Source organism: Halorhabdus sp. CBA1104, assembly GCF_009690625.1.
Classification (GTDB): Archaea; Halobacteriota; Halobacteria; order Halobacteriales; family Haloarculaceae; genus Halorhabdus.
The window spans coordinates 1,831,515-1,856,175 of sequence record NZ_CP033878.1; the positions used below are offsets into that span (position 1 = coordinate 1,831,515).

Here is a 24,661-nt window from a genome sequence, read left to right on the forward strand (position 1 = left end):
GCTGGAACAGGTAGCCCATCCGTTTGGCCGCGTCGAGATCCAGAAAGCGACCTTGGAGGCCCGCCCCGAAGAGGTCGCCGAAGAAGAGGAGACCAGCGTCGAAGTCGACGAGTAGACCACTGGTTTCGCTTTTCGGTGACGTGTCATAGACCCACGCACAGCCGAGTTGCTGTGGTCCAGGCCAGGATACCATCGAGACAGGGCTGCGTGCCGAAGAGAGTGCAAGGGACCGCGTACCGAATCCGCATGGACAAACCAAGACGGCAGGTGACGACGAACAGAGAGTCTCCGCCCCGCAGAAGGCGTCGGTAACGAACCCGGTGTCAGTCGAGACGAAGACAGCGCCGGATCGAGCAAGAGCCAGCACGGATCACCCGCGATACATCGGTATACCCGTCCAGATCAGTACTGCCCAGCAGCCTGCATCCGCGGTCCTCAACGGTGGCGGGAGGGACGGTGGCTGCATTTCCGAAACAGGCCATTCACACGTTTGAAAATGGCGGGCATATTCTTTTCTGCGTCTACTGCGTAGCCAAGGTCGATTCATGCCGTCACCGTGGGCCGATCCCGCTGGCTTGGTGTATCTCGGTCTGTTCGGGCTCAGCGGAGTCGGCTGTCTGCTCCTCGTTCCCCGTGCCAGAACGTTCGACGATCCGGAGGTACGGCGCGGGATGGTGTGGTTGCTGGCGACAACGGGGGCGTGGGGGTATTCAAAACGGTGTTTTTCCTGGCCCCGGATCCGTTCCGGGAACCGGCCTACACAGTCGGTCTCATCTGTGGGTTCGGGACCGTCTGGGCCTGGTTGTACTTCTGTTCGGCCTACACCGGGCGAACGCTCCATCGAAACCCCACACTGCGGCGCCTCGGCCTCGGTGTCTTTCTCACTGTAGCGGTACTCAAACTCACGAACCCGCTCCACGACATGTACTTCACGACTCGGGAGGTGACGACACCGTTTCGATATCTGGCGATCGATCACGGGCTGCTCCACTGGGGGGCAACCGGACTATCGTACGTACTCGCGGCTGTGGGGTTGTTCATGATGCTTGAGCTGTACGTCCAGTCGGGCTACGACACCCGCCCACTCGGGGTGCTGACGGGGATGCTCGCCGTGCCAATCGTCGTCGACGTTGCCGCGACGGTGACACCACAGCTGATAGACGTGATTTACGCTCCGATCGGCGTCGCAATCTTTGCGGTCGGAACGATGTTCGTCTTTGGGCCGCGCTTTTTGGCGGTTCGAAGTACCGTCCAGAGTGGCGTCCCGTCGATATTTCTGGACAGGGATGGCCGAATACGGGATTACGCTCCCGAAGCGACGAGCGCGTTCCCGGCACTTGCGGGTGGGGCCGGTGACCGCCTCGCGGACGTGCTCCCGGAAGTGGCAACAGCGATCGACACTGACGACCGGATCGTTAGCGACGAACGCGGTGAACAGACCCAGTACTATCTGGTCTCCACGAACGACATGGGAGTCGGGGAGTCAAAAGCGCAGGTGGTGACACTCACGAACGTGACCGGTATCGAGCGAAAGCGTCGAAAGCTGAACCAGCGCGAACAGGAGCTTGCCGAGCAAAACGAGCTCTACCGGGCCGTCATCGCCGCGAGTTTCGCCTTCGTCTTCCAGATCGACGTCGACGAGCAAGCGTTCACGTTCGTGTCTCCGTCTGTCGAGAAGTTTCTGGATTACAGTGCCGAGGAAATCGATGGCGAGCCGATCGATATCGTCATGCCCGACGACCAGACGAGGGACTTGGCCCGGGAGTATCTCGACCAGGTGGCGGGCGGCGAGAAAATCCAGGTGCGGGATTTCCCGTTGGCGAACTGCGAGGGGCAAACGGTGTACGCGGACATCCGCGTGGTACCGATATACGAGCCAAGCGCCGGAGACGAACCCAAAACGGCCGACGATATCGTCGGGGCACAGGCGATGGTTTGGGACGCGACCGAGCGGCGACGACGGGAGGGACTGATCAGCGTGATCAACCGCGTACTGCGCCACAACGTCAGAAACAAGCTCAGTGTGATCAACGGGTACGCGGAGTACCTGGCGGATGACCTCGATGGTGATGGGGCATCGAAAGCCACCCGGATCGTCGAGACCGCCGACAGGCTACTCGATCTCACCGAATCGGCCCGCGAGATCGAAGCCAACCGGGAGCAGTCACCGGAACTGGAACCCGTCGACGTCGTCCCGATCGTCGAGGAGGGCGTTCGGAAACTCCGGGAGCAGTATCCTGAGGCGTCGGTAACACTCGATAGCCCCGAGACGGCCGTCGCGGAGTCGCTACCACGCGTGCGGACGGCCCTGTGGGAACTCCTCGACAACGCCGCAAAGCACGGCGGCGACACCCCGTCTGTCGAGATCGGGGTGACAGAGACAGACGACCGGATTGTGCTCACCATCGCAGACGACGGACCGGGGATCCCGGAGAGTGAACGGGAGGTGCTGTCGAACGGGGTGGAGGAATCGCTCGTTCACGGCCAGGGCCTGGGGTTGTGGTTGGCCTACTGGCTCGTCAGGAACCTCGACGGCGAAATCGAGATTCCGGAGTACGAACGGGGGACGACGGTCGAGATTCGGCTTCCGGTGTCTGCGACAACGTGACTGTTCGAAACACGACGGCCGGATCACCACGCCAAAGCAGGTTTCGGCGTCGGAAAGTGAGACCGCAAACAGCAATACTCGGGCGGGGAGCAGACACCGTGAGTGAACGGACTGTCCGGTTCGTAGACACGCTGTCGGCTACGGGACCGGACGGACGGCGAATCGGCCGCCGAGCGGGAAAAGAGACGGGCCGCCCCAGCAGCTACTCGCCGGACAGTGACAGTCCGTGACAGTCTCGTAGGAGTGTGCGCGCTCAGCTATACCGGGTCGCGACCCAGTCGATAATCACGCCGTAGGCTAGTCCGGCGAAGAAACTCGGCCAGTCACGGAACTCGCTCGTGAACGTGATCGCCGCGGTCACGGCAAGTCCCAAAACGAGCCCCCGAACGAACACGTTGTACTTCGAATCGACGAATTCGAGCCCACCCGCCAGCCCGATCACGAGCCCCATGACGACGCGATTGTACCACATCGAGAAGAGGAACAACTCGTTGCCGTCGAATCCGATCCGAAGTCCGACCCCGAAGATACAGAAAACTCCCAGAAACGCCCCCATGAGGAGTCCGATGCTGAGCCGTCTGTTCATGGGCTGTCGTTGGGTGGATCGCGAATAAGCATTTGCCTCGGTGCCGGCTCTGGACTGGAAAATCGCCGTCGATGTCGACTCGATGGGTCGGCGTGACACGAAAACGTTCAGAGTCGCCGTCGCACCTCGTCAAGGACGGTCGGTGGCAGGTCGAGTGTCGCCAGGAGATCACGCTGCTGGCCCTCGCTACCGTAGCCGGCGGCAAAGCCGTTGAGGCGGGCGGCCACCGTCGAGGCAGTGAATGCATCACCGTACAGCTCTTCGAGTTCGTCGGCGACCACGGGAAGCGTCCGTAGTTCGTACTTTTGGTGATAGTCTTCGGCAGGGGAGAACTGTTGGAGTGACTCCACCGCGGTCTCGACGGACTGCCCGGTTCGATCCGCGAGCGCATCACGAGAGCGCTCGGCGACTGCTCGCTGTCTCTCGTCGTGAGCGAGGATCACACCACGGTACTGGCGCTTCTGGGAACGCGTCCAGTCGTGATTTGCCCAGACAACGTCCAGCAGTTCGGCGTAGGTCCAGCGGTCGGGATCGTATTCGATTTGGACGACTTCGGTGTGATCGCCAAGGGCGTAATAGGTCGGTTCGGACGTGGTTCCTCCGGCGTAGCCTACGCGCGTCCGGACAACGCCCGGCTTGGCGCCGAACAAGGCATCAGGCCCCCAGAAACAGCCCATACCGAACGTCGCCGTCTCGGTTTCGGCAGGCCCCAACGCTTCGACGTCGCGAGCCAGCGTCGTCGGCTGGGTGGTTGGCAGCGCGATCCGGGACATACCAGTTTCAGGAGACAGTATGATATGGGTTTGTCGCCGTTTCGGGCCGGTCGTCGTGGCATTTCGCCTCTAGATGTGGAGACGAAGCCACTCAGGCCGTTGTGAACGCGCGGATCGTATCGGGCTTGCCGGGTTTGCTGAGCAGTTGTTCGAGCCCCAGATCGGTGAAGACCCGACCCCAGTTGCGCCGATACATCGGGAACTCGCCCTTGACAGACGTGATCGTCTCGTCTGTCTTGCCCCCATCCGGGTCGGGACCTTCGTTTTCGACGGTCACGAGGAGGGATCCACTGATGCGGGCAAGCTCGTCGAACACCCACGCGTCGTCTGGGTGGACATGCTGGAGTGTTTCGACCGAGTAAACGACGTCGAAGGCGTCGTCCGGGAACTCGGGGACGAGATCCTCGATCGCACCCGTGTGGAACGTCCCCGTCTCGGCGACAGCTGGAAAGGCATCAGCCATCACGTCGAAGGCGTCGTCGTTGATGTCGATACCGGTGAGGTCGTCGAACCCGTTTTCCCGCAGGTGTGCCAGATGTCGCCCGGAGCTACAGCCGAGTTCGAGGATGGACGCGTCCGTGCTACTGTAGTGCTCAAGGAGCGTCACGAGGCTGTTGCTCACCTTGTTTGGCCCGAGATCCGCATAATACGCCGGCGAGAACTCACCCGTCCGCTCGGCCCACCCACGGCGATTCCTCGACGGGTCCATACACCCATCACGGGAGCCTGACGCTAAATTCCGTCGCCTACGTCGTGGTTGCGGTTGCAATACCGGCCCGAAAGATGCTTGCAAACAGCACGAACGCACCCGCTCCGATCGCCCCGCCGACGAGAAAGACCCCATCGACGCCAACCGTATAGACGACACCAAACAGTAGCGGCCCAACGGTCTGTCCCAACCGGAGGGCCATATTGTACAGACTCATCGTCGCGCCCCGGAACTGTGCCGGGGCGAGCTTCGTCATGAAGACCTGTACGGTCGGGACGACGAGACCGTGACCCACCCCGAACAGCGCCAGTGGGAGCAACAGCAACACCGGCGACCCGGCAAACGGAATCAGCGCGAGCCCACCGCCATAGCCCAGAAAACCGACGGTAAAGAGCGTTCGCTCGGAGTAGCGCTCGATTAGCCGTCCCGTTTGGGAACTGATCAGGGCGATACAGAGTGACATAGCCGAGAGCAGTCCCCCAATGATTGCCGACGACGAGCCGAATCGTCCTGCGACGAGCACTGGAATGTACGTGATAATTCCCCCATACAGGAGGACGAACGCCAGGAATGCCGCCAGCGAGCCGGCGATCGTTTCGCCTGCCGTCGCAATCGAGAGAAGCTGTTTCAGGTACTCGCGGATCCCGACTGCTCCCGCCGATGCGGGCTCGGACAGCCCGAAGAGTGCCCAGACGGCGATCGGAAATGCGATGGCGTACAGGCCAAAGGGCGCGTACCAGCCGATCGTTCCGAGGAGCCCGCCGATGATCGGGTAGGCGGCTGTCGCGATGCTCAACACACTCGCGTTGAGCCCCATCGCAGCCCCACGCTCGGCCCCGTCGTAATAATCGCCGATCAGCGTCGTCGAGAGGGTAACGAGGCCGGCACCGCCGATTCCCTGGAGGACGCGGAGTGCCAACAGCGTCTGAAACGTCGGCGCGGCCGCCTGAGCGACGCCTGCAACGCTGAACAACAGCAACAACGGCACCAAGACCCCTTTCCGGGTGTAGCGGTCAGCGAGCACGCCAATGAGGACCGAGACCACCACACCGGGGAACGTATAGGCCGTGACGATGAGGCCGATCTGCTGGTCTGTAATCTCGAAGTGTTCGATCATCGATGGGAAGACCGGCGAAATGAGGCTCACGCCCATCACGCCCATCAATGTGACACCGAAGATGATCTGCAGGCGACGTTGCGTATACAGACCGCTCATTACTTCGGGCAATGAACGCCGAAAGAATGTATGTGCGGATTCGCGTCCCCTGAAAATGGGCCGGACCGTGGGCTGTCACCGTCCGCGGTCGTTACTCGGGTTCTTCGACGACGATCGTCCCAGCCATCCCATCGGCCTCGTGTGGCAGACACACGTACGGATACGTCCCGAGCTGTTCGAACGTGTGGGTGTACGTCTCCCCGGCGTAGATCGCACCCCCGCCGGACTCGAACCAGCCCTCGCGGGCGGCCTGCTCGCTGTCGTAGTCCCCGGACGCAAAGTACGCCCCACCGTCGGGCAGGGTAGCGTCGTAGGCCGTAACGGTGTGAGCGCGGGCACTCGTGTTCTTCCAGACGACCATCGTCCCCAGGTCGACACGGTACTCTGTGGGAAGAAATCGCGAGTCGGACATGCCAATGTCGTACTCGCCGTCGTCTTCTCCGAGGGCGAGACAGCCCGAAAGGCCGGCGACGAGGGCACCCCCAGTCGCGAGGAACGCACGTCTGTCCATCGTCGGTTGTTTGGACTGGACCGACAAATGCACCCCGGTTGCCGTTGGATTCGTCGACGATGGTAGCGAGACCAATCCGTCGGCGGATCGAACGGACTAAGACCGCCCTCGCCAACGGCACGGATATGGATCTTCGGCCGCGCTTTCTGGGTCGGCTCGGGCCGGCCGACATCGTGACGGTCGTCAACGCCTTCGTCGGGTTCACGGCGGCCGTCCTCGCACCGTTCGAGCCCCAGCTGGCCGCCCGCCTCATCCTCCTGGCGGCGATCGCCGACGGCCTCGATGGCCTGGTCGCCCGGCGGTACGGCTCGACACCCGTCGGCGAGTTCGTCGACTCACTGGCCGATACCGTCTCCTTTGGCGTTGCACCCGCGGCGATGGTCGTCGGCCTCGCCCGCCTCCAGTGGGGCAACGGTGGGGAACTCCTCGGGATCGCGGACCCACTGCATCTCACCGCAGCCGTCGGGATCCCCGCGCTGGTCGTCGCCGCGGCAGTCGTCCGCCTGGCGATGTACACCGCCTACGACGTCGGCGCGCGAACGACCGAGGGCGTCCAGACGACCCTCGCAGCAACCGTCCTCGCGGCGGCGACACTCGCCGGCGAGATACAGCTCGTCTTGGTCTTGCTCGCCAGTGTCGTCCTCGCGTATCTGATGGTCACGCGGATTCCGTATCCCGATCTTCGGGAGCGTGACGCGCTGGCGATGGGGCTCGTCCAGACGGGCGCGGTCCTGGCCCCTGCCGTCTTCTATCGACTCTTCCCGCGGGCGCTGCTGGCGGCCGCACTCGCGTATCTCCTGTTTGCGCCGTGGCTGTACCCGCGTGTCGAGTCGTGACGGACACGGCAGGGCTTCCAGCCCCGCTCAGGGCGCCCATTGCGGTACTGGGTTGCAGGAAGGGAAACGCATTTGCCCGAGAGCGCCGCAGAAGAAGCTATGAGCGACGAGGACAGCGAGGCCGACGGGGACGGCGACATCGACGCCGAGCCGGGAACGGTTGCGTTCTTCGAGGAACGACTGGACGCAGCCGAGACAGCACTTGAAGCGGCCGAGACCGAAGCCGACCTCGACGATATTGCAGCGACACTCGCTGATATCGAGACTGATCTCGACGCGGCTGAACTGCCCACTCCCGACGAGGAAGACGAAGACGACCCGCAGGAAGTCTTAGAGTCACGACTGTCCAGTCTCCGTGACGGAATCGAGGAACAGCGTGGCCCGTACGTCGAGGACGTCGCCGAAGACGTCGAGGCTGCAGGGGCTACCGCCCAAGACACCCGCTGGACCGACGACGGCCAGACCCAGGTCCTCGATGCGGTCGCGGCCTTCGGTGAGGCCGTCGACGGGCACGTCGAAGTCGAAAAAGTGGAGTCCGCCCAGGAAGCCGGCGACGCTCTCTGGGCGACGAGCGAGGCCATCGCCGCTCTCGATCTCGGCCCCGACGAGGACAGTGACGCCATCGCGACGCTCCGTACAGCAGCGCAGACACTGAACGACGACCTGGAAGCTGCCCAAGCGTACGAGGACCTCTCGGTCCGGGAGAAGCTGACGTTCGAAGGGTTCTACGAAGTCATCGAGGGCGACCACCAGAAGGACTATCCGCCGGAGTTGAACGCCATTCTCGTGTGGGAAAAACGCTACAAGGACCATCGCGATCCCGAAGACGTCGAGCCGATCCTGCTGGCGTTCGAGCTTCTTGACTCCGAGTTCATGGAGGAAAATATCCTCGACGTCTTCGAGCGGATCGCCCCGCCCGAGGCTTACGAGCCAGTCCAACAGCGGGCGAGTCGGCGCGACAAACAGGCCGTCCGAGTGCTGGGGAAGATCGGCGACCAGCGAGCCGTCGAGACGCTCGTCGACTTCATCGATGGCGACGGCGACCCCGCCCTCCAGCGGGTGACGTTACAAGCACTGGGCGAGATCGGGAGCCACGAGGCCACGCAGGCGGTCGCGAACCGACTGGCGGCAGACACCGACAGTGTCCGGAGTGCAGCGGCACGGGCACTGGGCCTACTCGGGGATACCCGGGCGATCGAGCCCCTCACAGACGTGCTCGCCGAGGACGACGCCGACGAAGTGCGGGCCAGCGCAGCGTGGGCACTGAACCAGATCGGCACCGAGCGCGCACTGGAAATCGCCGCCGAGTACGCCGACGATCGCGCCTACGTCGTCCAAGTCGAAGCCGAAAAAGCCGCTGGCGTCTAACTGAGCAGTTTCGATGAAACAGCCCTATCGCCGCGTCGACCGCCGGCTGCGTGAGTGGCGACGGACGCGTCCGTTGGTGTGGGGGACGCTCTACGGCGGGGTTCCGGCGATCTGTTTTGCGGGAGTGCTCACAGCCTTCGGCCAGTCGCCGCTTCGGGCTGGCTGGCAGGGCCTACTGTTCGGAGTCGTCTTCGCTGGGTTGAGCGCCTGGACGACGCGTCAGGAATGAGTCCGTCCGTTCAAGTAGTAGACCGCACCAGAGCCCGCCGTGTCAAGGGGGCTGGCCATGCTTGTGGTGGTACTCTTGCTCGCGAGCGGTACGTACGTTGCTGGCGCACACTCCGAACCCGCGGGTGCTGAAATCGTCGAGATCTATCCAAACCCCGTCGCCGAGGACGATGCGGGCGAGTACGTCGTCCTCTCGGTCCCACCGGAGACGAACCTGACCGGCTGGACGCTATCGGACGACCACAGGACCGTCGCACTACCGAACGTGACGGTCTCAGGGCGGGTCGCGCTCTCGACGAATCCGGTTCCGGTCCGAAATCGTACCGACGCGACAGTCGTCGAGCTGGCGGGGCACGTCGCACTCGCCAACAGTGGTGAGAACGTGACCGTCAGCGACGGCGACCGCGTGCGTGCCCGGCTCAGCTATACAGCTGCGCCCGAAGGAGCGGTCGGTCACGTCGAGAACGGCACACTCACGTGGCGATCGCTTGGCAAGACTGACTTTCCCGTCCGGACGGCCGGCCCCGGGCAGGTTCGGACGTTCGTGTTCCCCGACGCGGGTGGACTCCCGAGTGACCTACTGCGGAGTGCCGACGATCGTATCCTGCTTGCGGGGTATACGTTCAGCTCTGGGCGGGCGACCGACGCGCTGATCGCCGCCAACGAGCGGGGCGTGAACGTCCGCGTGCTGTTGGAAGGTGGCCCAGTCGGCGGGATGACAGCCCGCCAGGCCCGACTCCTCGATCGGTTGGTCGCCGCGAACGTCTCCGTTCGAGTCGTCGACGGCCCGTATGCACGCGTCGATCACCACCACGCCAAATACGCCGTCGTCGACGACCGCGCGGTCGTCCTGACCGAAAACTGGAAGCCGGCCGGCACTGGTGGACAGTCCTCGCGAGGGTGGGGTGTCGTGCTCACCCAGCCTTCGGCGACAAGGGCACTCGTCTCGACGTTCGAGGCAGACGCCGGCTGGCGAGACGCCGTGGCTTGGGAACAGTTCAGGAGTGAAGCAGCGGTGACGGATGGCGAAAAGGCAACCCAGACATTCAGGCAGCGCTACCAGCCACGGACGTTCAGCGCAGCGAACGCGTCGGTACTGCTCGCCCCCGAGAACGCAGAAACGGGGGTCATCGAGCGGCTCGACGCCGCAACGGAGTCGATTCACGTCGTCCAGGTGGGTGTCGGCGGCCCCGATCAATCGTTCGTCCGGGCGTTGAAGCGAGCGGCCACACGGGGCGTCGAGGTCCGACTCTTGCTCTCGCGAGCCTGGTATGCCCGCGAGGACAATCGGGCCGTCGCCGACTCGCTGGAATCGTGGGCAAACGAACGAGACGCGTCGCTGTCTGTCAGACTGGCCCGGCCACGCGATCGCTTCGAAAAGATCCACGCGAAAGGGGCAATCGTCGACGGTGATGAAGTACTCCTCGGCAGCCTCAACTGGAACGACCACTCGGCTCGACAGAACCGGGAGGTCGTGATCGCCCTAGACGGGAGTGGACCGGCTCGCTATTACGATCGTGTCTTCCGCGACGATTGGCGGGCGACCATCTGGCAAGTGACGGCCGGCCTGCTGGTCGCCGTCTTGGCTGCCCTCTCGGTCGCGGGGTTCGTCGGGCGACACATCGCGTTTCAGGACAGTCCAAGCCCACAAGCGTGTGTGGACGACCACGAGCACAGCTCTGTTGGTCGATACTGAGACACAGTGAAACACGTGTCGTTGGCAATTGCGGGGAAATGGCCTCCGAGAAGTTGGCATCGACGGACCACGCGAGAAGGTAATTGCTGACGTTCGTCGAACACCGAGACGTCCAGGCGACAACCCGTGGGTTGGTCGAGGCCGACGGACAATCGAACGGCGGCGTCGCGGACGATAACCCCGTTTTAGACGTCCTCGGGAAGCGCCGCGGAGCTGTGCAGTTCCTCGTCGATCTCTGCGGCCGCCATCTTCTCGACCAGTGCATCGAGGACAGCCTCCCGTTGCCCCTCGACGAACTTGATCGACCCGACGACGAGGTGGCCGCCGCCGCTGACGCCACCGCCAGGTACTTCCTCGCGAAGCTGTTCGACCATCTCCGGAATGTCGAGTCGAACGCCATCGCTCCGCAGGACAGCGAAGTCCGGCCCGTACCCGATCGTGATGACCGGTTGGTCAGTCTCCTCGACTTTGCGATCGTGGATCGTGCCAGTGGTCTTGCCCGGGGCCGGGTAGGTGAACCGGCGGGCGGCGTTCTCGACGTCGAGCCGGTACAGCTGGGCACCGTTGTCGAGTGGCTCGCTTTCGACGTGTTCCATGGCCGCATCGAGCTGGTCCTCGACGTCCCGCTCGGCTCGTGTGGCGAGGAACTCGACGATCTCCTCGTGGCGCGCCCGGTCGTCACAGTCGACGTTCAAGACGTCGGTGATCAGCGGGTCGCCGGCGCTGTAGCGCAGCCAGTGGGTCGCATAATCGAGCGCTTCGCCCACGGACCGGAGGTCGTCGGGTTCGTAGCCCGCGTCGGCGGCGAGATCCAGATAGGACTCCATCGTGTCGGCTTCCGAGCGGTCGGCCAGGCCGGCAACGGCGGGGACGTGCTGGAGGTCGTCGGTCAGAGAGGGATCGATCATCCGGGCGAGTTCGACGCTGAGCATGCCCGTCGTGATCCGGTAGTCCTCACCGTGGAGGTACGGGTTGACGTGAGCGTCGACGAGCCCCTCGACGGCTTCGGGGTCCGGATGGTGATGGTCGATGACGACGATCGGGACATCGTAGTGAGCGAGGTTCCGGTAGGCCGGCGTGTCCTCTTCGGTCGAGCCGTTGTCAAGCATGACCAGCAAGGGCAGTTGCTGACCGTGGCGTTCACGACTCTCCAGGGCGTGATTCAGGTCACGCGTGACGTCTTCCATCTCGTAGTAGGGCGCTTTCGATGGCAGCCGTTTGAGGAGATGCCGGGCAGCGTCGCCGTCGGCGTAGATGTCCTCGACCATGTTCTCGATGGCGACCGCGAGCGGGACACTGGCACAGAGGCCGTCACCGTCGGCGTGATGGCGCATCCGGATCGGTCGACCTTCGAGGACGGCTTCTCGGAGTTGTCGAGCGACGTCTTCGAGCTCATCGAGCAGCGGGTCGAGTGCCGGCCAGTCGACGAGCGGATCGACATCGTGTGGCTCGGCGGCCTCGGCGAGTGTGGCGTCTAACTGTGCTTGCAGCTCCTCGGCAGCGTCGTCCTCGAGGACGTCCAGTGATTCGACCTCGATCTGGTGGCTGTCTTCACGTTCTTCGACCCGACCCCGAACGGAGACGAGATCGCCGATCTCGACGGCAGGATAGGCGCGAACGCCGGCCTGCTCGAAGGCCGCACAGGGGACGATACGGTCGCCATCTCGAACCTGGAAGATCGTCGGGCCGCCGGTCTGGCGGACCTGAACAACCGCCCCGTCGAGACGGACAGATTCGCCGACCTGCGTGGCGAGATCGTCACCGTTGATACCGTCGTCGTGGTCGACGGCGACCGTCCGGTAGTCGGTCGGCCGTCGCTCGGCGAAGGCCAGATCGCCGTTCTCCCGGACAGTTTCGAGTTCGACGATGAGCTTCTCACCCGTGCCGTAACTCCCCTGGAGGTTCGACTCGTGGACCAGGCCGGAGACTTCCTCGGAGAGATCGACGAAGACGCCGTACTCGACGACGCCGTTGACCGTCGCATGATACATCGCACCCTCCTCGACATCCTCGAAGGGACAGCGAGGATCGAGATCGTAGACGACCGGTCGGTCGTCGGCCGACTGCTCGGCCCCACCGTTGCCGTCGTCAGGAGATCCGTCGGACATGTTGAAAATAAATCGGCGTCGTTTCCGTTTCAACCTTTGGAAACCCGCCTGGGGCGGTTTGGGAGCCGAACGTCCCGGGAGGGGACTGCCAGCATCGGAACCCTTAGAAGGCGTCCGGCCGGACGCTGTGGCATGCGGCTGTTTCGCTCGGCGGGTGTCATCGGCATTGCCAAAGCGGCGCTATCTTTTGCCCTGGCGGCGAGTCGTGACAGCCACCCCCACGAGTATATGGGGATGCTCCGCGGAGAGGATGCCCGCTCGCTGGGCCTCGATCGGGAGGGAACGGTCGTGACCGACGTGTTGGTCATTCCTGGTACCGAATCCAACCCCGTCAGTGCGACCGTCAAGACGAGTATGATCCCCAACGACATTCAGAGCGTTGGCTCCATCCACTCCCACCCTAACGGCGTCCTCCAGCCCAGCGACGCCGACCGCGCGAGTTTCCAGCGCGGGGACGCCCACATCATCGTCGGCGCGCCCTACGAACGCGACGACTGGCAAGCCTTCGATAGCCAGGGCGACCCGATCGACCTGGACGTCCTCGACGTCGAGCCACCCGAGGAGGCCTTCTTCGATTTCACGCAGGAAGACATCGACGCGGAACTTCGCGAAGAGAGCGACAGTCGGGAGGGGTGGCAATGACGAAGGTCCTCGCACAGGGCACCTTCGACCTGTTGCACCCGGGCCATTTGCATTACCTCCGGGAAGCAAAGGCGATGGGCGAGCAGCTTCACGTCATCGTCGCCCGCGGTGAGAACGTCACGCACAAGCAGCCACCCGTCCTTCCGGATCAACAGCGCCTGGAGATGGTCGCCGCCCTGAACCCTGTCGATGCGGCCCACATCGGCCACCCTGAAGACATCTTCGTCCCGGTTGAGCGGATCGATCCTGACGTGCTCGTGCTTGGCTACGACCAGCACCACGACGAGGAAAAGATTGCCGACGCACTCACAGATCGTGGCATCGACTGTGCGGTTCGGCGGGCGAATGCCTGCGATACGGAGTACGACGGGGCCGTACTGTCGACAGGAGAGATCATCGATCGCATTCTACAGAATCGAGACGGCGAGTAAGTGCCACCCGTTCAAAGCAAGTCAGCGTCAGCCAGTCGCTCGACCGCTTCCCGGAGTCGCTCCTGGCTGGCCGCATACGAGAGCCGAACGTAACCCGGCGTCCCGAACGGACTGCCCGGGACCGTGGCGACTGCAGCCTCCTCGACGGCTTCCTCGGCCCAGGCTTGGTCGTCCTCCCGGACCGGCAGCATCATGTAGAACGCACCCTCCGGTTCCGGGACGTCCTTGCCGTGCTCGGCAAAGAGATCGACCAACATGTCCCGACGCTGCTCGAAGGCCGCCCGCATCTCCGCGATACTCTCGTCGGTGTTTCGCAGCGCTTCGACGCCGGCGTGCTGGACGAAGTTCACGGCACAGGTGACCGAGTGCGAATGGAGCTTCCCGGCCTGCTCGACCAGTTCCTCGGGGCCGGCGAAGTAGCCCAGCCGCCAACCGGTCATCGCGTAGGCCTTCGAGAAGCCGTTGAGTGTGATCGTCCGGTCTGCCATGCCGTCGAGGGTCCCCAGGCTGGTTGCCTCGCAACCGTCGTAGGTGATCTCCTTGTAGATCTCGTCGGAGATCACGGTGATGTCGTGCTCGACGGCCAGGTCACGGACGCCCTCCAGAGCGGCGTCGGAGTACACCGACCCGTGGGGGTTGCCCGGCGAATTGACCACGAGCAGTTCCGTCTCGTCGGAGACAGTCGCCGCCAGGTCATCGAGGGCGGGTTCGAGGTCGAAGTCGTGGGCGGCCGTGTCGACGCGGGCGAGACTCCCGCCGGCGAGTTTGACCATCGCCTCGTAGGAGACCCACGCGGGATCGAGGAGGGCCACTTCGTCGCCGTCGTCGATCAGGGTCTGAAAGACTTCATAGAGGGCCTGCTTGCCGCCCGGCGTCACGAGGACGTTCTCGGTCCCGTACTGCGTGAGACCGTCGGCGTGGAGTTTCTCGACGATGGCATCCTTGAGTTCGGGGATGCCATCGGAGGGGGTGTAGCCCGTCTCGCCGGCGTCCATCGCCGCCTTGGCGGCGTCTTTGACGTTCTCTGGCGTGTCGAAGTCCGGTTCGCCGACACTCAGGTCGACGACATCGACACCCTCACTCTCGAGTTCGGCGGCGAGGTTGCTGATGGCGATGGTCGCACTCGGTTCGACGCGCGTGACCCGTTCGGCGAAGTCCTGATTCATACTGTCTGGATGCAGACGAGGATAGCGTATATACTCTTCCGTCTCCACAACGGGGGTGACGGTACTTGTCGGGGCACAGTTCCCAGGCCCGAGACGCCGGGACCGGAACGCACATAACCGTCACTTGCCACACCATGACACAATGACTGCCGGGAAAACTGCACGCCTCAAACGTATCGGGACAGGAGGGCGGTACCTCGTCGTCCCCATGGATCACGGCCTCACGATGGGGCCAGTCACGGGCCTGACGGACCTCGAATCGACGGTCGACGCGATCACGGCCGGTGGGGCGGACGCCGTTCTCACCCAGAAAGGCGTCGCCGATCGCGTCCACGGCAACCGCAACGGCTCCGGGTTCATCGTCCACCTCAACGGCTCGACGACGATCGGGCCCGACGAGGAAGACAAACGCCCGACCGGGACCGTCGAGGACGCCGTCCGGGCCGGGGCCGACGCTGTCTCCTTTCACATCAATGTCGGCAGCGACTACGAACCCGACCAACTCTCACAGCTTACGGAAGTGACCAGCGACGCCGAGCGCCTGGGCATGCCGGTCCTGGCGATGGCTTATGCCCGCGGGCCTGGCATCGACGAGTCCGATCCCGACGCCCTGGCCCACGCCGTCCGGCTGGCCGAGGAAGTCGGGGCAGACGTCATCAAGACCGCCTACAGCGGCGATGCCGACTCCTTCGAGCGCGTCGCGACGGCCGCCAGCAAACCGGTTCTGATCGCCGGCGGCTCGAAAGGCACCGACCGCGAGACGCTGGCGATGGTCGCAGGGGCGATCGAGGGCGGCGCAGCAGGCGTCTCGATGGGCCGGTCGATTTTCCAGCACGAGCGCCCCGAGGCGATCACGCAGGCCATCTCGGCCGTCGTTCACGAGGACGCGGGGGCGGACGACGCCGCCGAGCGTGCCGGCCTCACGGTCGACATCTGAGAGCCTACGCGGAACGGATTCGACCGATCGCGAGCAACGCCGCCAACGCAACCAACCCGCCGGCGACGAAAATCATCGCGACGAGGAGTGGATCGGGCACGATCGGCTCGAACGCGACCGTGTAGTCGCTGCTGGCATTGGGACTGCCCGAAGAGAAGTGCGCTGGCTCGGACTCACGGAATCGACTGGCCGCGATAGCAACGACGAGTGCGCCCAGCGCAAGCAGCCCAAAGACGCCCACGAACCGTCCAAGCAGCGTTCGGAGTGACGACTCGGGATCCTCGCCGGCGAACAACACCAGTGCCTCGTCGGTTGGCGCGTAAACGTCCATCTCGGCCCCGTTTTCCCCGTACCAGGTGTCGACGACCGTCACGAGGTCGGCGGCTTGGAGTTTCGTGAGGTGATACTGGACGTTCTGGAGAGTCGTCCCCACCTCGTCGGTCAGTTCCGAGGCGGGCCGGGGGTCGCCATGAAGGGACTGCAGGATGGTCCGGGCTGTCTCCGAGCCGAGCGCATCGAAGACCTCGTCGGCGCGGTCATCGTCGAGGGCGAGCATCGTCGGCTCTCGATCCTCCGTGGTGGGATCGGGCCGACCAGGGAGTAAGCGACTCATCGATCGCCTCCGAACTGCTGCATACTGTCAGTGGGGTTCGTCCTCCCTTGAGTGTAACTGCCGGTCAAACGCGCGTTTGTATACTCGATAGCTACAGATGGGGCCGGCGGCATCGTCCAGTTATGTCGAACAGGCTGCTCGCGGTGATCGGTCTCCTGGCCGTCGTCACGACGGCCGGGTGCCTCGGCCTCGTCGACTCGGGCGGCTCGTCGCCGACCGACTCACCCGCCACCGAACGAATCGCCGACTGCGCCGGCGATCTCGAACGGCTCGATGTCGGTGTCACGGCCAGTTCCCTCCCCCAACAGGACGCCAACTTCACGATCGAGGCCAACGGGACGACACTACAGCGGGGCGACAGTCTCGAAATCGCCCTCCGGAACGTCGACGACGAATCTCACGGGACTGGGACCGAACGCATGTTCGTCCTCCAGCGGCACGTCGACGGCAAGTGGCAAACTGTCCTGGGTGCCCAGGAAGGGCGGACGGGCTGGAACGCGACGCTCGTCACCCACGACCCCGGAACGGGATACACCTGGAACGTCCGCCTCGCGGACGACGGGTTCTCCGAGTGGGGGTACGAACCCTGCACGTCGATGCCCCCCGGCGAGTATCGGTTCGTCTATCACGGACTCGTCGAACCTGGAACGTACGACGACGAGATACCCGACCCGTCGGTCGCCGTCGAGTTCACGATCGTACCGTAACTGAAAACTACGGCTCGAACGCTGTGTCAGTTCTCAGCGAGCAAGACGTCAAGCGTGCCGTCGTCGACGTTTTCGCCTTCCCGACCGGCGATATATGTCTTCGCCGCGGCGACCACGCGGCCCGTATGGGAGTCACCGATCTCGGCGATGTGATCGGACTCTAAGAGTTCGTCGGTCCAGCCACACTCGTCGTAGGCGATCTCGCCACGCAAAAGGCCCCGACACAGCGAGACGAAGACGCTGTTCATCGCGTCGGAGACGTTCTCGGGCGCGAACCCGATTGCGTCGGCGAGTTCGTCGACGTCGACGGGCTCACGGACCGTCGTTGCAGCGAAGAAGACGGCACCAGCGGCCAGTTCGGGTGCGGCGAACGAACCGTCGTCGGGACGGTACTGCTCGATCGTGCGCCGACTCTCCTCGTCGACGGTCTCGGAGAGGTCCAGTTTCGCGACGAGATCGGCGACAACATCGGTCGCCGACTGGCGGGGGATCTCGACGTCTGCACGCTCGTCGAGCCGGTCGATCCAGTGGTACAGCGCCCGGGGCTCGAAGGATCGCTCGGCGGCGACCGTTCCCGGGTCGAGATCGCCGTCGTTGAGCCGACTGCTGGCGATCAGCGCGGCACCGGCGAACTCGCTTGCCTCCTGGGCGGCAACGTCCACAGCAGCCTCGCTGACGAGCCCGCGAGCGAACAGTCGCAGCGACGCGTCGGCGTCGACGGCGGTCGCAAGTCCGTCGACTTCCTGTTGGATGTCTTCGACGGTCGCGTCCGGGTGGTCCTGGGTCTCGGGTTCAGCATCGCCATCGGTGTCAGTTTCGGGTTCGGGAACCTGTGATGGTTCCGCCGAGTGGTCGTCCGCTTGGGTCTCACTCGTCTCGGCCGAGTGATCCGTTACCGACGTCGGACGCGTCTCGACAGCCACATCCGGCTCGCCGGCCGGGGAGGGTTCTGCGTCCGCGATCGGTGTCTGGTCGTCGCCTGTCTCGGTCGCTTCTCGGTTGGCCGGTGGTTCCGTGCTGTCCGCGTCCGTGACAGTATCGGCGTCGATGGCATCGACGCGGTAGCGCTCACTCGAAAGGAGCGTGTCCTCGCCGAGTGCGTCCCTGAAGGCCTTGAAGCGATTCTTGATCGTCACGCCACCGGCCGCACCGACATCAGCGACGTCACTCGGCCCGTACCCGTCGACGCTGTTGCTCTCGGCGGCCAAAACGAGGGCCGCCGCGGCCGTTTCGCTCGGCGAAGATGCCTCGGCGACGGCCCGCGGAGATGCTTCGTAAGCGTCATCGAGGATCCGATGGGCAACGGCGACCAATTCCGCGGACGTGTCGAATGCTTCGGCATAACGGTCGAGGAGCCTGTCGGGTCGGGCCGGTGGGTGGTCGATGTCGAGGCGATCGGCGACGGCCTCGATCTGCTCGGGCAACCGGCCGGCGTCGACTGACCCGGCGTCTATCTCTTCGTCTACCACGTCGAGCCACGTCTCGACGATGTGTTGATCTGATAAGGGCAACCCGTCTTCACGACAGGAGAGGGCCAGTACTGCCGGAGCGATGCTGTCGAGTTGTCCTTCCTCGATATCGGCGTCGCCGCCGAGTCGGTCCAGTCGAACACGAGAGATTTGGAGCGTGCTATCGGGAACCTGGAGGTGTTCGGCTACCTCGAACAGTCGGTTCTCGTAGGTCTCGTCGCCATCTGATTCAGCCATATGGGAGGGATTCAACGGCCACGGTCTTAACTGTTGAACGACCGGGCGAGACCAGGCGTCCCCGATCGGCCCAGGCGAACAATGGGTGGATCCGCCACGTTCAAGCCGGCCCGCCGCGAGCGTGGACACATGACACGCTCCGTGTGGCTGAAAGCCGACGACGAAGTCGGCGACTGGGAGGCGCGCAAGCGTCGGATCACTGCGGGACTGGAAGCCGGCGTCGACTGGGTACTGGTCGACGAACACGACGTCGAACGCGTCCGGGACCTCGGCGAAGTCAACGTCGCCGCCTTCGCTGGAGACGACGTCCACGTCATGGAAGCCGAAGGCGTCGACGGTCCGGCTGCTGATGCAGTGATCGTCGGCAAAGACGGGGAAGGCGACGGCACAGTCGACCTTCCGTCGGACTTCTCTGGATCGGCTGATCTCTCCGGGTTGCGCGGTCGTGACGGCGCCAACGGCGGGTACGTTCGCATCCTGAACGAGGAGTACGAAGCCTTCGCACAAGCCGTCGCCGAAGACGCCGAACACACGATCGTCGTCAGCGAAGACTGGCAGATCATTCCTCTAGAGAACCTCATCGCCCGCGTCGGCGAGGAGACGACGCTGATCGCCGGCGTCCAGACCGCCGAAGACGCACGCACGGCCTACGAAACGCTCGAAATCGGCGCCGATGCCGTATTGCTGGACACCGACAGCCCCGACGAGATCCGCGAGACCTGTGAGGTCCGGGACGCAGTGGGCCGAGAGACACTGGACCTCCAGTACGCCGAGATCACCGCCATCGAGCAGACGGGCTCGGCCGATCGCGTCTGTGTCGATACGGGCTCGATCATGGACCACGACGAGGGCATGCTCGTCGGGTCGATGGCCCGCGGGCTCTTTTTCGTTCACGCCGAGACAGCCGAGTCACCCTACGTCGCCTCTCGGCCGTTCCGGGTCAACGCCGGGGCAGTCCACGCCTACGTTCGCACGCCCGGCGGGGAGACGAAGTACCTCTCGGAGCTGTCGAGTGGCGAGGAAGTCCAGGTCGTCAACCGGGATGGGACGACCCGCGAAGCGATCGTCGGCCGGGCGAAAATCGAGCAACGGCCCATGTTCCGCCTCCAGGCCGAGACCGACGAAGGCGATACCATCGAGACGCTGCTCCAGAACGCCGAGACGATCAAGGTCGCGACCCCGGACGACCGGACGGCCGTGACTGACCTCGAAGTCGGCGACGAAGTGTTGGTCTATCACGAAGATCAGGCTCGCCACTTCGGCGAGGCCGTCGAGGAGTCTATTATCGAGAAATAAGCGGCAAGGCCGGGGCCGTTACTGGCCTGATTCGTCCTCTTTCGTGGTGGCCCCGAATTCCGCCCCACACCACGGGCAAAACGAAAGGGAGTCGTCTTCGAGTTCTTTCCGACAGTCGGGACAGCGCTGCCCTGACTCGACGGTTTGTTCGTGCGTCTCCTGTCGGGCAATGACGAAGGCGTCGGTGGCGATGAGGCCAGTCACCAGCCACCGTGCGATGTCGACACTGGCCGGCAAGGAACGCTGGAATTCGAAGAATGCGTCGACTGAGAACTCCTGTGGGAACGTCTCGGCCGGGACGATTGGGAGGACGACGAGGACAGTCCCGAAAACGAACATGAATCCGAACCAAAGCGCCATGCGCGCCCAGCGCCGGAGATAGGCGTGTCCGAGCCCAGGCAAGAGTAAGGACAGCCCGGCCGCCAGCCACGCACGCCGCCGCGAGTTGCCGTTTGTCACTGTCTCTCCAAACGGCGGCCGCCGACGTTAACCTTTTCAAGCGCTGTCGTCGCTCAGTCAGCCTCGGACAGTTGCTCGACCAGCGTCGAAAGCGTCGCCAGGTCGTACTGGCCGGGTGCGGTCGCCTCCGCTGGATCGACGGGCGCGTAGCCGATTTTCGAGCCGTATATCGGGGCGACCGCCCGGGAGTGGCGACCGGCCTCGCCCATCGCCATCGTCGCGACGGTGTGGCCCTCGACCGTGGCCGCACGGGTAGCCACCAGCAGATCGAGCACATCGTCCGGCGACGTGGCTGTCACCGCGAGTTTCCCGACGTCGCCGTACTCACAAGCAGCCCGAAGGGTCTCCTGTAACTCGCCCATCGACGGCGTTGCCTCGAAGTCGTGGGCCGAGACGATCACGCTGACGTCGTGTTCGCTGGCGGTCTGGATAAGCCGGTCGGCCTCACCCTCGCGAGCGGTCGCCAGTTCGACATCGACTGCCCCGACGGCGTCGTCGGTGATGGCCGCCTCGAGTGCGGTCAGACGCCCGTCGGCCTCGGCCTCGCCGCCCTCCCACGTCGGCCGGTTGGTGACCAACACCGGCAACTCGCCGCCGTAGGCCGAGAGTTGCGAGAGTGGCTCGTCGGCCAGATCCATTCGTAACTCGATGAGGTCGGCGTGCTCACGAGCGTCGGGTTCGGAGTCTAACTCGGCGGTGGCAGCCGCGAGTCTGAACGACGTAAAGTCCATACCGGGTGTGGGTCGGGACGGGTCAAAAACGCCGCGGCACTAGTCCGCCATCACCGTGAAGAAGAGTTGATGGCCGTGACCCGTGGCGTTCATGAGACCTCCTGGATCGGGGCATGGGTCGCGGCGTACCCATCGTCGGTCTCCTGGATATCCTCGACGGCGTACAGCCGGAGCTTTCGCTCCTGTTTCGTCCGGACGGGCGTCTCGTAGTGGTCGTTCTCGTAGGCCAGATCCGCGCCGCCCTCGCCCTGCTCGGCCACCCACTCGCGGTGGCGGGCCAGTCGCTCGCGTGCTCGGTCCCGCGAACGCTCGGGAACGGCCGCCACCCGCTGGTCGAAAGCCGCCCGCAGCTCGGCATCGATCTCGTAGCCCACGGAGTTGCGGGCAGCGAGCAGCGCCGCCAGCGTCGTCGTGCCAGTCCCCCAGAACGGATCCAGAACGGTGTCGCCCCGGACGGAGAACATGCGAATGAGTCGGAGCGGGATCGCGAGCGGGAACGCCCCCGAACGGTCACGGAGTCCGGCATCGAGGTCCTGGGCCGTCCCTCGAACCTCCCAGAGATCCGAGAACCAGCGATTGCGTTCCTCCCAGAAGTACGCACTCTCATAGCGCGTCTCGTCGCCGGGTGGGAACGACCGACGAGACCCCTTCCGAAAGAGGAGGATCGACTCGTGTTCGAGGGTCGGGTAGGCGTTTGGCGGGACCATCCCCGAGCCCATAAACTTCGCGGCGCTGTTGGCCGGTTTGCGCCAGACAATATCCGGCAGCGGGTCGAATCCCAGGGCGGCCATCCGGCGCGTGATCTCGGCCGTATTGGGGTACTGCCGGAACCGATCCAGCGTCCGGGTAGCATCACCAACGTTGATCGCGGCGATACCACCGGGCACGAGGACGCGAGCCAATTCAGTCCAGACGGCTTCGAGGACGTCGTGCATCGCCTCGAAGGCCGCCTCACCATCTGCTGCCGCCAGTGCGGCCTCAATATCCGGGTCGAGACTGCTGAACACGTCGTCCCACATGTCGATCATCGGGTACGGGGGCGAGGTGACGACGAGTGCTACCGACTCTGTAGGCAGCGATAACTCGCGGGCGTCGCCGACGCGGACGGCGTGGTCGGTCTCCATACAGCGAAATCAAGACGAACGGTGACGTGGGTTGCGGTCCGAGCGCGCCGCGGCCGTGCTACCTTCAGGCGCGATCGAGCATCGACTGCAGCTCGTTTACCTTCGCAGCCTGTTGCTCGTTGGCGGCCGCGACCTGTTCGATCTCGTCGGCGACTTCCTCGGCAGTCTCGGCGGTCCGGTCGACCATCGAGGCGACCTGTTCGGTCGAGGCGGCCTGATCGTCAGTCGCCTCGGCGACCTCCTGGGCGCCTTCGGCGGCTTCCGTGACTGCCTGGTCGATCTTCTGGAGGATATCGACCGTTTCACCGACCTGCTCGATGCCGGCCTCGACTTGTTCGTTTGCCTCCTCGATGCTCCCGACAGTGCTCTCGGTCTCGGCTTTGATATCCGCGACCATCGTCTCGATCTCGGTCGCGTTCTGCTGGGACTCCTCGGCGAGGCTCTTGACCTCGTTTGCGACGACAGCGAAGCCTTCGCCGGCCTCTCCAGCGCGGGCCGCCTCGATCGAGGCGTTCAGCGCGAGCATATTCGTCTGGTCGGCGATCTCGTTGATTACCTCGACGATCTCGTCGATCTCGTCGATGCGCTCACGCAGCTGTTTGACGTCAGTCGAGACGTCCTTGTTTGCATCGTCGACGGCTTCCATCGCGCTGATCGCGTCGTCTGCAACGTCCCGACCCTGGTCGGCAAGTTGGCTAGCCTGCTGGCTGACGGCCTTGACTTCGTTTGCGCTGGAAGCGACTTCCTGAACCGTCGCCGAGAGGTTCGACACTTCTCCCGCGACTTCTTGCATGTTCTCCGATTGTTCCGTAGCCAGGTCACTGATCTGCTGGGAACTCTGGGAGACACTCTCAGAAGTCCGAAGGAGTTCGTCGATCGACCCACCGAGATCAGCGGCCGAACCGCTCAGGTCCACGTCCGCATCTGCGGTCCCCGAATCTGATGCCATATGTCTAACTCGCTGTCTTGGGGCGGATTAAACGTGACCCCTCGGTTATCAGGTCTGATAGTTCCTCGCGGACTCGGCACGGCGGTCGCCGATCAGGCCGCGGGGATCGACTGCTCGGCTTCGAGCAGTTCGTGATAGCGGTTGCGGATCGTGACCTCGGAGATATCCGCGACTTCCGAGACCGCAGCCTGGGTCGTCTTCTCGTTGGTCAACAGCGAGGCGGCGTAGATCGCGGCCGCGGCCAGTCCGACGGGACTTTTCCCGGAGTGGACGCCCTCTTCTTTGGCGTTCTGGAGGAGTTCACGGGCGCGGCGTTCGGCTTCCTCACTCAGTTCGAGGTCCGAGGTAAACCGGGGAACGTAGCTCTCGGGATCGGCCGGCTTGACCTCCAGGCCGAGTTCACGGACGACGTATCGATACGTCCGGGCGATCTCGTCTTTCTCGACGCGAGACACTTCCGTCAGTTCGTCGAGACTCCGCGGAACACCGGCCTGGCGGGCAGCAGCGTACACCGATGCCGTCGAAACACCTTCGATGGAGCGACCGGGCAGGAGGTCTTCGTCCAAGGCCCGGCGATAGATGACAGAAGCGGTTTCGCGGACGTTCTCGGGGAGGCCGAGTGCGCTCGCCATCCGGTCGATCTCACCGAGAGCCTGCTTGAGGTTGCGTTCTTTGGAGTCGCGGGTGCGAAAGCGCTCGTTCCACTTCCGGAGGCGCTGCATCTTCTCACGCTGGCGAGACCCAAGCGAATTGCCGTAGGCGTCTTTGTCACGCCAGTCGATGTTGGTCGAGAGGCCCTTATCGTGCATCATGTTCGTCGTCGGCGCACCGACGCGGGACTTCTCGTCTTTCTCCTTGGCGTCGAAGGCGCGCCACTCCGGGCCGGGGTCGATCTCGTCTTCCTCGACGACCAGTCCACAGTCCGTACAGACAGTCTCCCCGCGTTCCGTATCGGAGATGAGTTTCCCGCTACATTCGGGACAGTCTGCCTCGGTCGATTCGTCTTCCTGTTCGTCCACTGTCGAGGATCGGTCGAGTCGCGTGCGAGTGTTTGTGTCGCTCATGAGTGTCAAGGCGAACCCTACCGGGCAGCGGCGTCGAAAAACCCGGCGGTCAGTCGGTGAACAATGGGTTATTCCGAAAACTATTAAAAAGTTTTGGTGGCCCCTAGCGGTTCGGTGGTTTGGCAGGTCTGTGTGGAGTTTGGGTACTATTGACACCCCCATTGAAGTACGTGAGGGTTGCGTATCGGGCGAGTGGA

General features: G+C 64.0%; 24 protein-coding genes and 1 pseudogene. 11 read left to right on the forward strand and 14 right to left on the reverse strand.

Translation table 11 applies throughout. From position 1 onward, the window contains the following. Positions 1-19: 19 nt before the first annotated feature. Both Hrd1104_RS13330 and Hrd1104_RS09305 read left to right on the forward strand, forming a co-directional pair. A pseudogene (locus tag Hrd1104_RS13330) lies at positions 20-115 on the forward strand (30S ribosomal protein S3ae); the annotation flags it as partial. Positions 116-676: 561 nt separating this feature from the next. Continuing rightward, positions 677-2,608 carry an ATP-binding protein gene (locus Hrd1104_RS09305; RefSeq protein WP_229770446.1) on the forward strand — a complete coding sequence of 644 codons (1,932 nt, stop codon included), beginning with the start codon at positions 677-679 and terminating at the stop codon, positions 2,606-2,608. 253 nt (positions 2,609-2,861) lie between these two features. Here the strand turns inward: Hrd1104_RS09305 and Hrd1104_RS09310 are convergent, their stop codons facing one another. The 5 genes from Hrd1104_RS09310 to Hrd1104_RS09330 all read right to left on the reverse strand — a co-directional run bounded on the left by Hrd1104_RS09310 (position 2,862) and on the right by Hrd1104_RS09330 (position 6,403). Continuing rightward, positions 2,862-3,194 carry a hypothetical protein gene (locus Hrd1104_RS09310; RefSeq protein ID WP_154552499.1) on the reverse strand — a complete coding sequence of 111 codons (333 nt, stop codon included), beginning with the start codon at positions 3,192-3,194 and terminating at the stop codon, positions 2,862-2,864. Positions 3,195-3,301: 107 nt separating this feature from the next. Then, on the reverse strand, positions 3,302-3,967 hold the full coding sequence (gene msrA, locus Hrd1104_RS09315; protein WP_154552500.1) for a peptide-methionine (S)-S-oxide reductase MsrA: 666 nt from the start codon (positions 3,965-3,967) through the stop codon (positions 3,302-3,304). 91 nt (positions 3,968-4,058) lie between these two features. Beyond that, positions 4,059-4,676: a bifunctional 2-polyprenyl-6-hydroxyphenol methylase/3-demethylubiquinol 3-O-methyltransferase UbiG gene (locus Hrd1104_RS09320; protein ID WP_154552501.1), complete on the reverse strand. Its 618-nt coding sequence runs from the start codon at positions 4,674-4,676 to the stop codon at positions 4,059-4,061. Positions 4,677-4,713: 37 nt separating this feature from the next. After that, on the reverse strand, positions 4,714-5,892 hold the full coding sequence (locus Hrd1104_RS09325; protein WP_154552502.1) for an MFS transporter: 1,179 nt from the start codon (positions 5,890-5,892) through the stop codon (positions 4,714-4,716). Positions 5,893-5,983: 91 nt separating this feature from the next. Continuing rightward, on the reverse strand, positions 5,984-6,403 hold the full coding sequence (locus Hrd1104_RS09330) for a plastocyanin/azurin family copper-binding protein (RefSeq protein ID WP_154552503.1): 420 nt from the start codon (positions 6,401-6,403) through the stop codon (positions 5,984-5,986). A 125-nt stretch (positions 6,404-6,528) separates the two neighbouring features. On the opposite strand from Hrd1104_RS09330, the gene Hrd1104_RS09335 reads away from it, so the two are divergent. From Hrd1104_RS09335 to Hrd1104_RS09350, 4 genes are all read left to right on the forward strand, one after another. Beyond that, positions 6,529-7,239 (forward strand): protein sorting system archaetidylserine synthase, encoded by a 711-nt coding sequence (locus tag Hrd1104_RS09335; RefSeq protein ID WP_154552504.1) that lies wholly within the window; start codon positions 6,529-6,531, stop codon positions 7,237-7,239. Between the two features lie 99 nt (positions 7,240-7,338). Beyond that, the gene (locus Hrd1104_RS09340) at positions 7,339-8,607 is read left to right on the forward strand and encodes a HEAT repeat domain-containing protein (RefSeq protein ID WP_154552505.1); all 1,269 of its coding nucleotides are present in this window, start codon (positions 7,339-7,341) and stop codon (positions 8,605-8,607) included. Positions 8,608-8,620: 13 nt separating this feature from the next. Further along, on the forward strand, positions 8,621-8,836 hold the full coding sequence (locus Hrd1104_RS09345) for a hypothetical protein (RefSeq protein WP_154552506.1): 216 nt from the start codon (positions 8,621-8,623) through the stop codon (positions 8,834-8,836). A gap of 57 nt (positions 8,837-8,893) precedes the next feature. Continuing rightward, a complete protein-coding gene (locus Hrd1104_RS09350) occupies positions 8,894-10,531 on the forward strand; it encodes a phosphatidylserine/phosphatidylglycerophosphate/cardiolipin synthase family protein (RefSeq protein ID WP_154552507.1) in 1,638 nt (545 codons plus the stop codon). A 185-nt stretch (positions 10,532-10,716) separates the two neighbouring features. On the opposite strand, the gene Hrd1104_RS09355 is transcribed toward Hrd1104_RS09350, so the two are convergent. Beyond that, positions 10,717-12,639 carry a DHH family phosphoesterase gene (locus Hrd1104_RS09355; RefSeq protein ID WP_154552508.1) on the reverse strand — a complete coding sequence of 641 codons (1,923 nt, stop codon included), beginning with the start codon at positions 12,637-12,639 and terminating at the stop codon, positions 10,717-10,719. A gap of 132 nt (positions 12,640-12,771) precedes the next feature. Between Hrd1104_RS09355 and Hrd1104_RS09360 the strand changes: the two genes are divergently transcribed. Both Hrd1104_RS09360 and Hrd1104_RS09365 read left to right on the forward strand, forming a co-directional pair. Beyond that, complete coding sequence (locus Hrd1104_RS09360; protein ID WP_154552509.1) at positions 12,772-13,281, forward strand: Mov34/MPN/PAD-1 family protein; 510 nt, start codon at positions 12,772-12,774, stop codon at positions 13,279-13,281. Then, positions 13,278-13,712, forward strand: coding sequence for an adenylyltransferase/cytidyltransferase family protein (locus tag Hrd1104_RS09365; protein ID WP_154552510.1), 435 nt, complete (start codon positions 13,278-13,280; stop codon positions 13,710-13,712). The genes Hrd1104_RS09360 and Hrd1104_RS09365 overlap by 4 nt, the downstream gene beginning before the upstream one ends. Before the next feature lie 11 nt (positions 13,713-13,723). On the opposite strand, the gene Hrd1104_RS09370 is transcribed toward Hrd1104_RS09365, so the two are convergent. Continuing rightward, the gene (locus Hrd1104_RS09370) at positions 13,724-14,878 is read right to left on the reverse strand and encodes a pyridoxal phosphate-dependent aminotransferase (protein ID WP_154552511.1); all 1,155 of its coding nucleotides are present in this window, start codon (positions 14,876-14,878) and stop codon (positions 13,724-13,726) included. Between the two features lie 142 nt (positions 14,879-15,020). On the opposite strand from Hrd1104_RS09370, the gene Hrd1104_RS09375 reads away from it, so the two are divergent. Then, positions 15,021-15,815 carry a 2-amino-3,7-dideoxy-D-threo-hept-6-ulosonate synthase gene (locus tag Hrd1104_RS09375; RefSeq protein WP_154552512.1) on the forward strand — a complete coding sequence of 265 codons (795 nt, stop codon included), beginning with the start codon at positions 15,021-15,023 and terminating at the stop codon, positions 15,813-15,815. Positions 15,816-15,819: 4 nt separating this feature from the next. On the opposite strand, the gene Hrd1104_RS09380 is transcribed toward Hrd1104_RS09375, so the two are convergent. After that, positions 15,820-16,428, reverse strand: a complete 609-nt coding sequence (locus Hrd1104_RS09380) for a helix-turn-helix domain-containing protein (RefSeq protein WP_154552513.1) — start codon at positions 16,426-16,428, stop codon at positions 15,820-15,822. A 122-nt stretch (positions 16,429-16,550) separates the two neighbouring features. On the opposite strand from Hrd1104_RS09380, the gene Hrd1104_RS09385 reads away from it, so the two are divergent. Then, positions 16,551-17,135: an immunoglobulin-like domain-containing protein gene (locus tag Hrd1104_RS09385; RefSeq protein ID WP_154552514.1), complete on the forward strand. Its 585-nt coding sequence runs from the start codon at positions 16,551-16,553 to the stop codon at positions 17,133-17,135. A gap of 26 nt (positions 17,136-17,161) precedes the next feature. On the opposite strand, the gene Hrd1104_RS09390 is transcribed toward Hrd1104_RS09385, so the two are convergent. After that, the gene (locus Hrd1104_RS09390; protein WP_154552515.1) at positions 17,162-18,841 is read right to left on the reverse strand and encodes a hypothetical protein; all 1,680 of its coding nucleotides are present in this window, start codon (positions 18,839-18,841) and stop codon (positions 17,162-17,164) included. A 129-nt stretch (positions 18,842-18,970) separates the two neighbouring features. On the opposite strand from Hrd1104_RS09390, the gene Hrd1104_RS09395 reads away from it, so the two are divergent. Beyond that, the gene (locus Hrd1104_RS09395; RefSeq protein WP_154552516.1) at positions 18,971-20,137 is read left to right on the forward strand and encodes a 3-dehydroquinate synthase II; all 1,167 of its coding nucleotides are present in this window, start codon (positions 18,971-18,973) and stop codon (positions 20,135-20,137) included. An 18-nt stretch (positions 20,138-20,155) separates the two neighbouring features. Here Hrd1104_RS09395 and Hrd1104_RS09400 read toward each other — a convergent pair whose 3' ends face one another. From Hrd1104_RS09400 to Hrd1104_RS09420, 5 genes are all read right to left on the reverse strand, one after another. Then, positions 20,156-20,596 carry a zinc ribbon domain-containing protein gene (locus Hrd1104_RS09400; protein ID WP_154552517.1) on the reverse strand — a complete coding sequence of 147 codons (441 nt, stop codon included), beginning with the start codon at positions 20,594-20,596 and terminating at the stop codon, positions 20,156-20,158. Positions 20,597-20,649: 53 nt separating this feature from the next. Continuing rightward, entirely contained in the window at positions 20,650-21,327 is a 678-nt protein-coding gene (locus Hrd1104_RS09405; RefSeq protein WP_154552518.1) for a type I 3-dehydroquinate dehydratase, read from the reverse strand. Positions 21,328-21,416: 89 nt separating this feature from the next. Beyond that, positions 21,417-22,451, reverse strand: coding sequence for a DNA methyltransferase (locus Hrd1104_RS09410; RefSeq protein ID WP_154552519.1), 1,035 nt, complete (start codon positions 22,449-22,451; stop codon positions 21,417-21,419). Between the two features lie 64 nt (positions 22,452-22,515). Then, positions 22,516-23,400, reverse strand: coding sequence for a methyl-accepting chemotaxis protein (locus Hrd1104_RS09415; protein ID WP_154552520.1), 885 nt, complete (start codon positions 23,398-23,400; stop codon positions 22,516-22,518). Positions 23,401-23,492: 92 nt separating this feature from the next. Continuing rightward, on the reverse strand, positions 23,493-24,464 hold the full coding sequence (locus Hrd1104_RS09420; protein WP_154552521.1) for a transcription initiation factor IIB family protein: 972 nt from the start codon (positions 24,462-24,464) through the stop codon (positions 23,493-23,495). Positions 24,465-24,661: the final 197 nt, after the last annotated feature.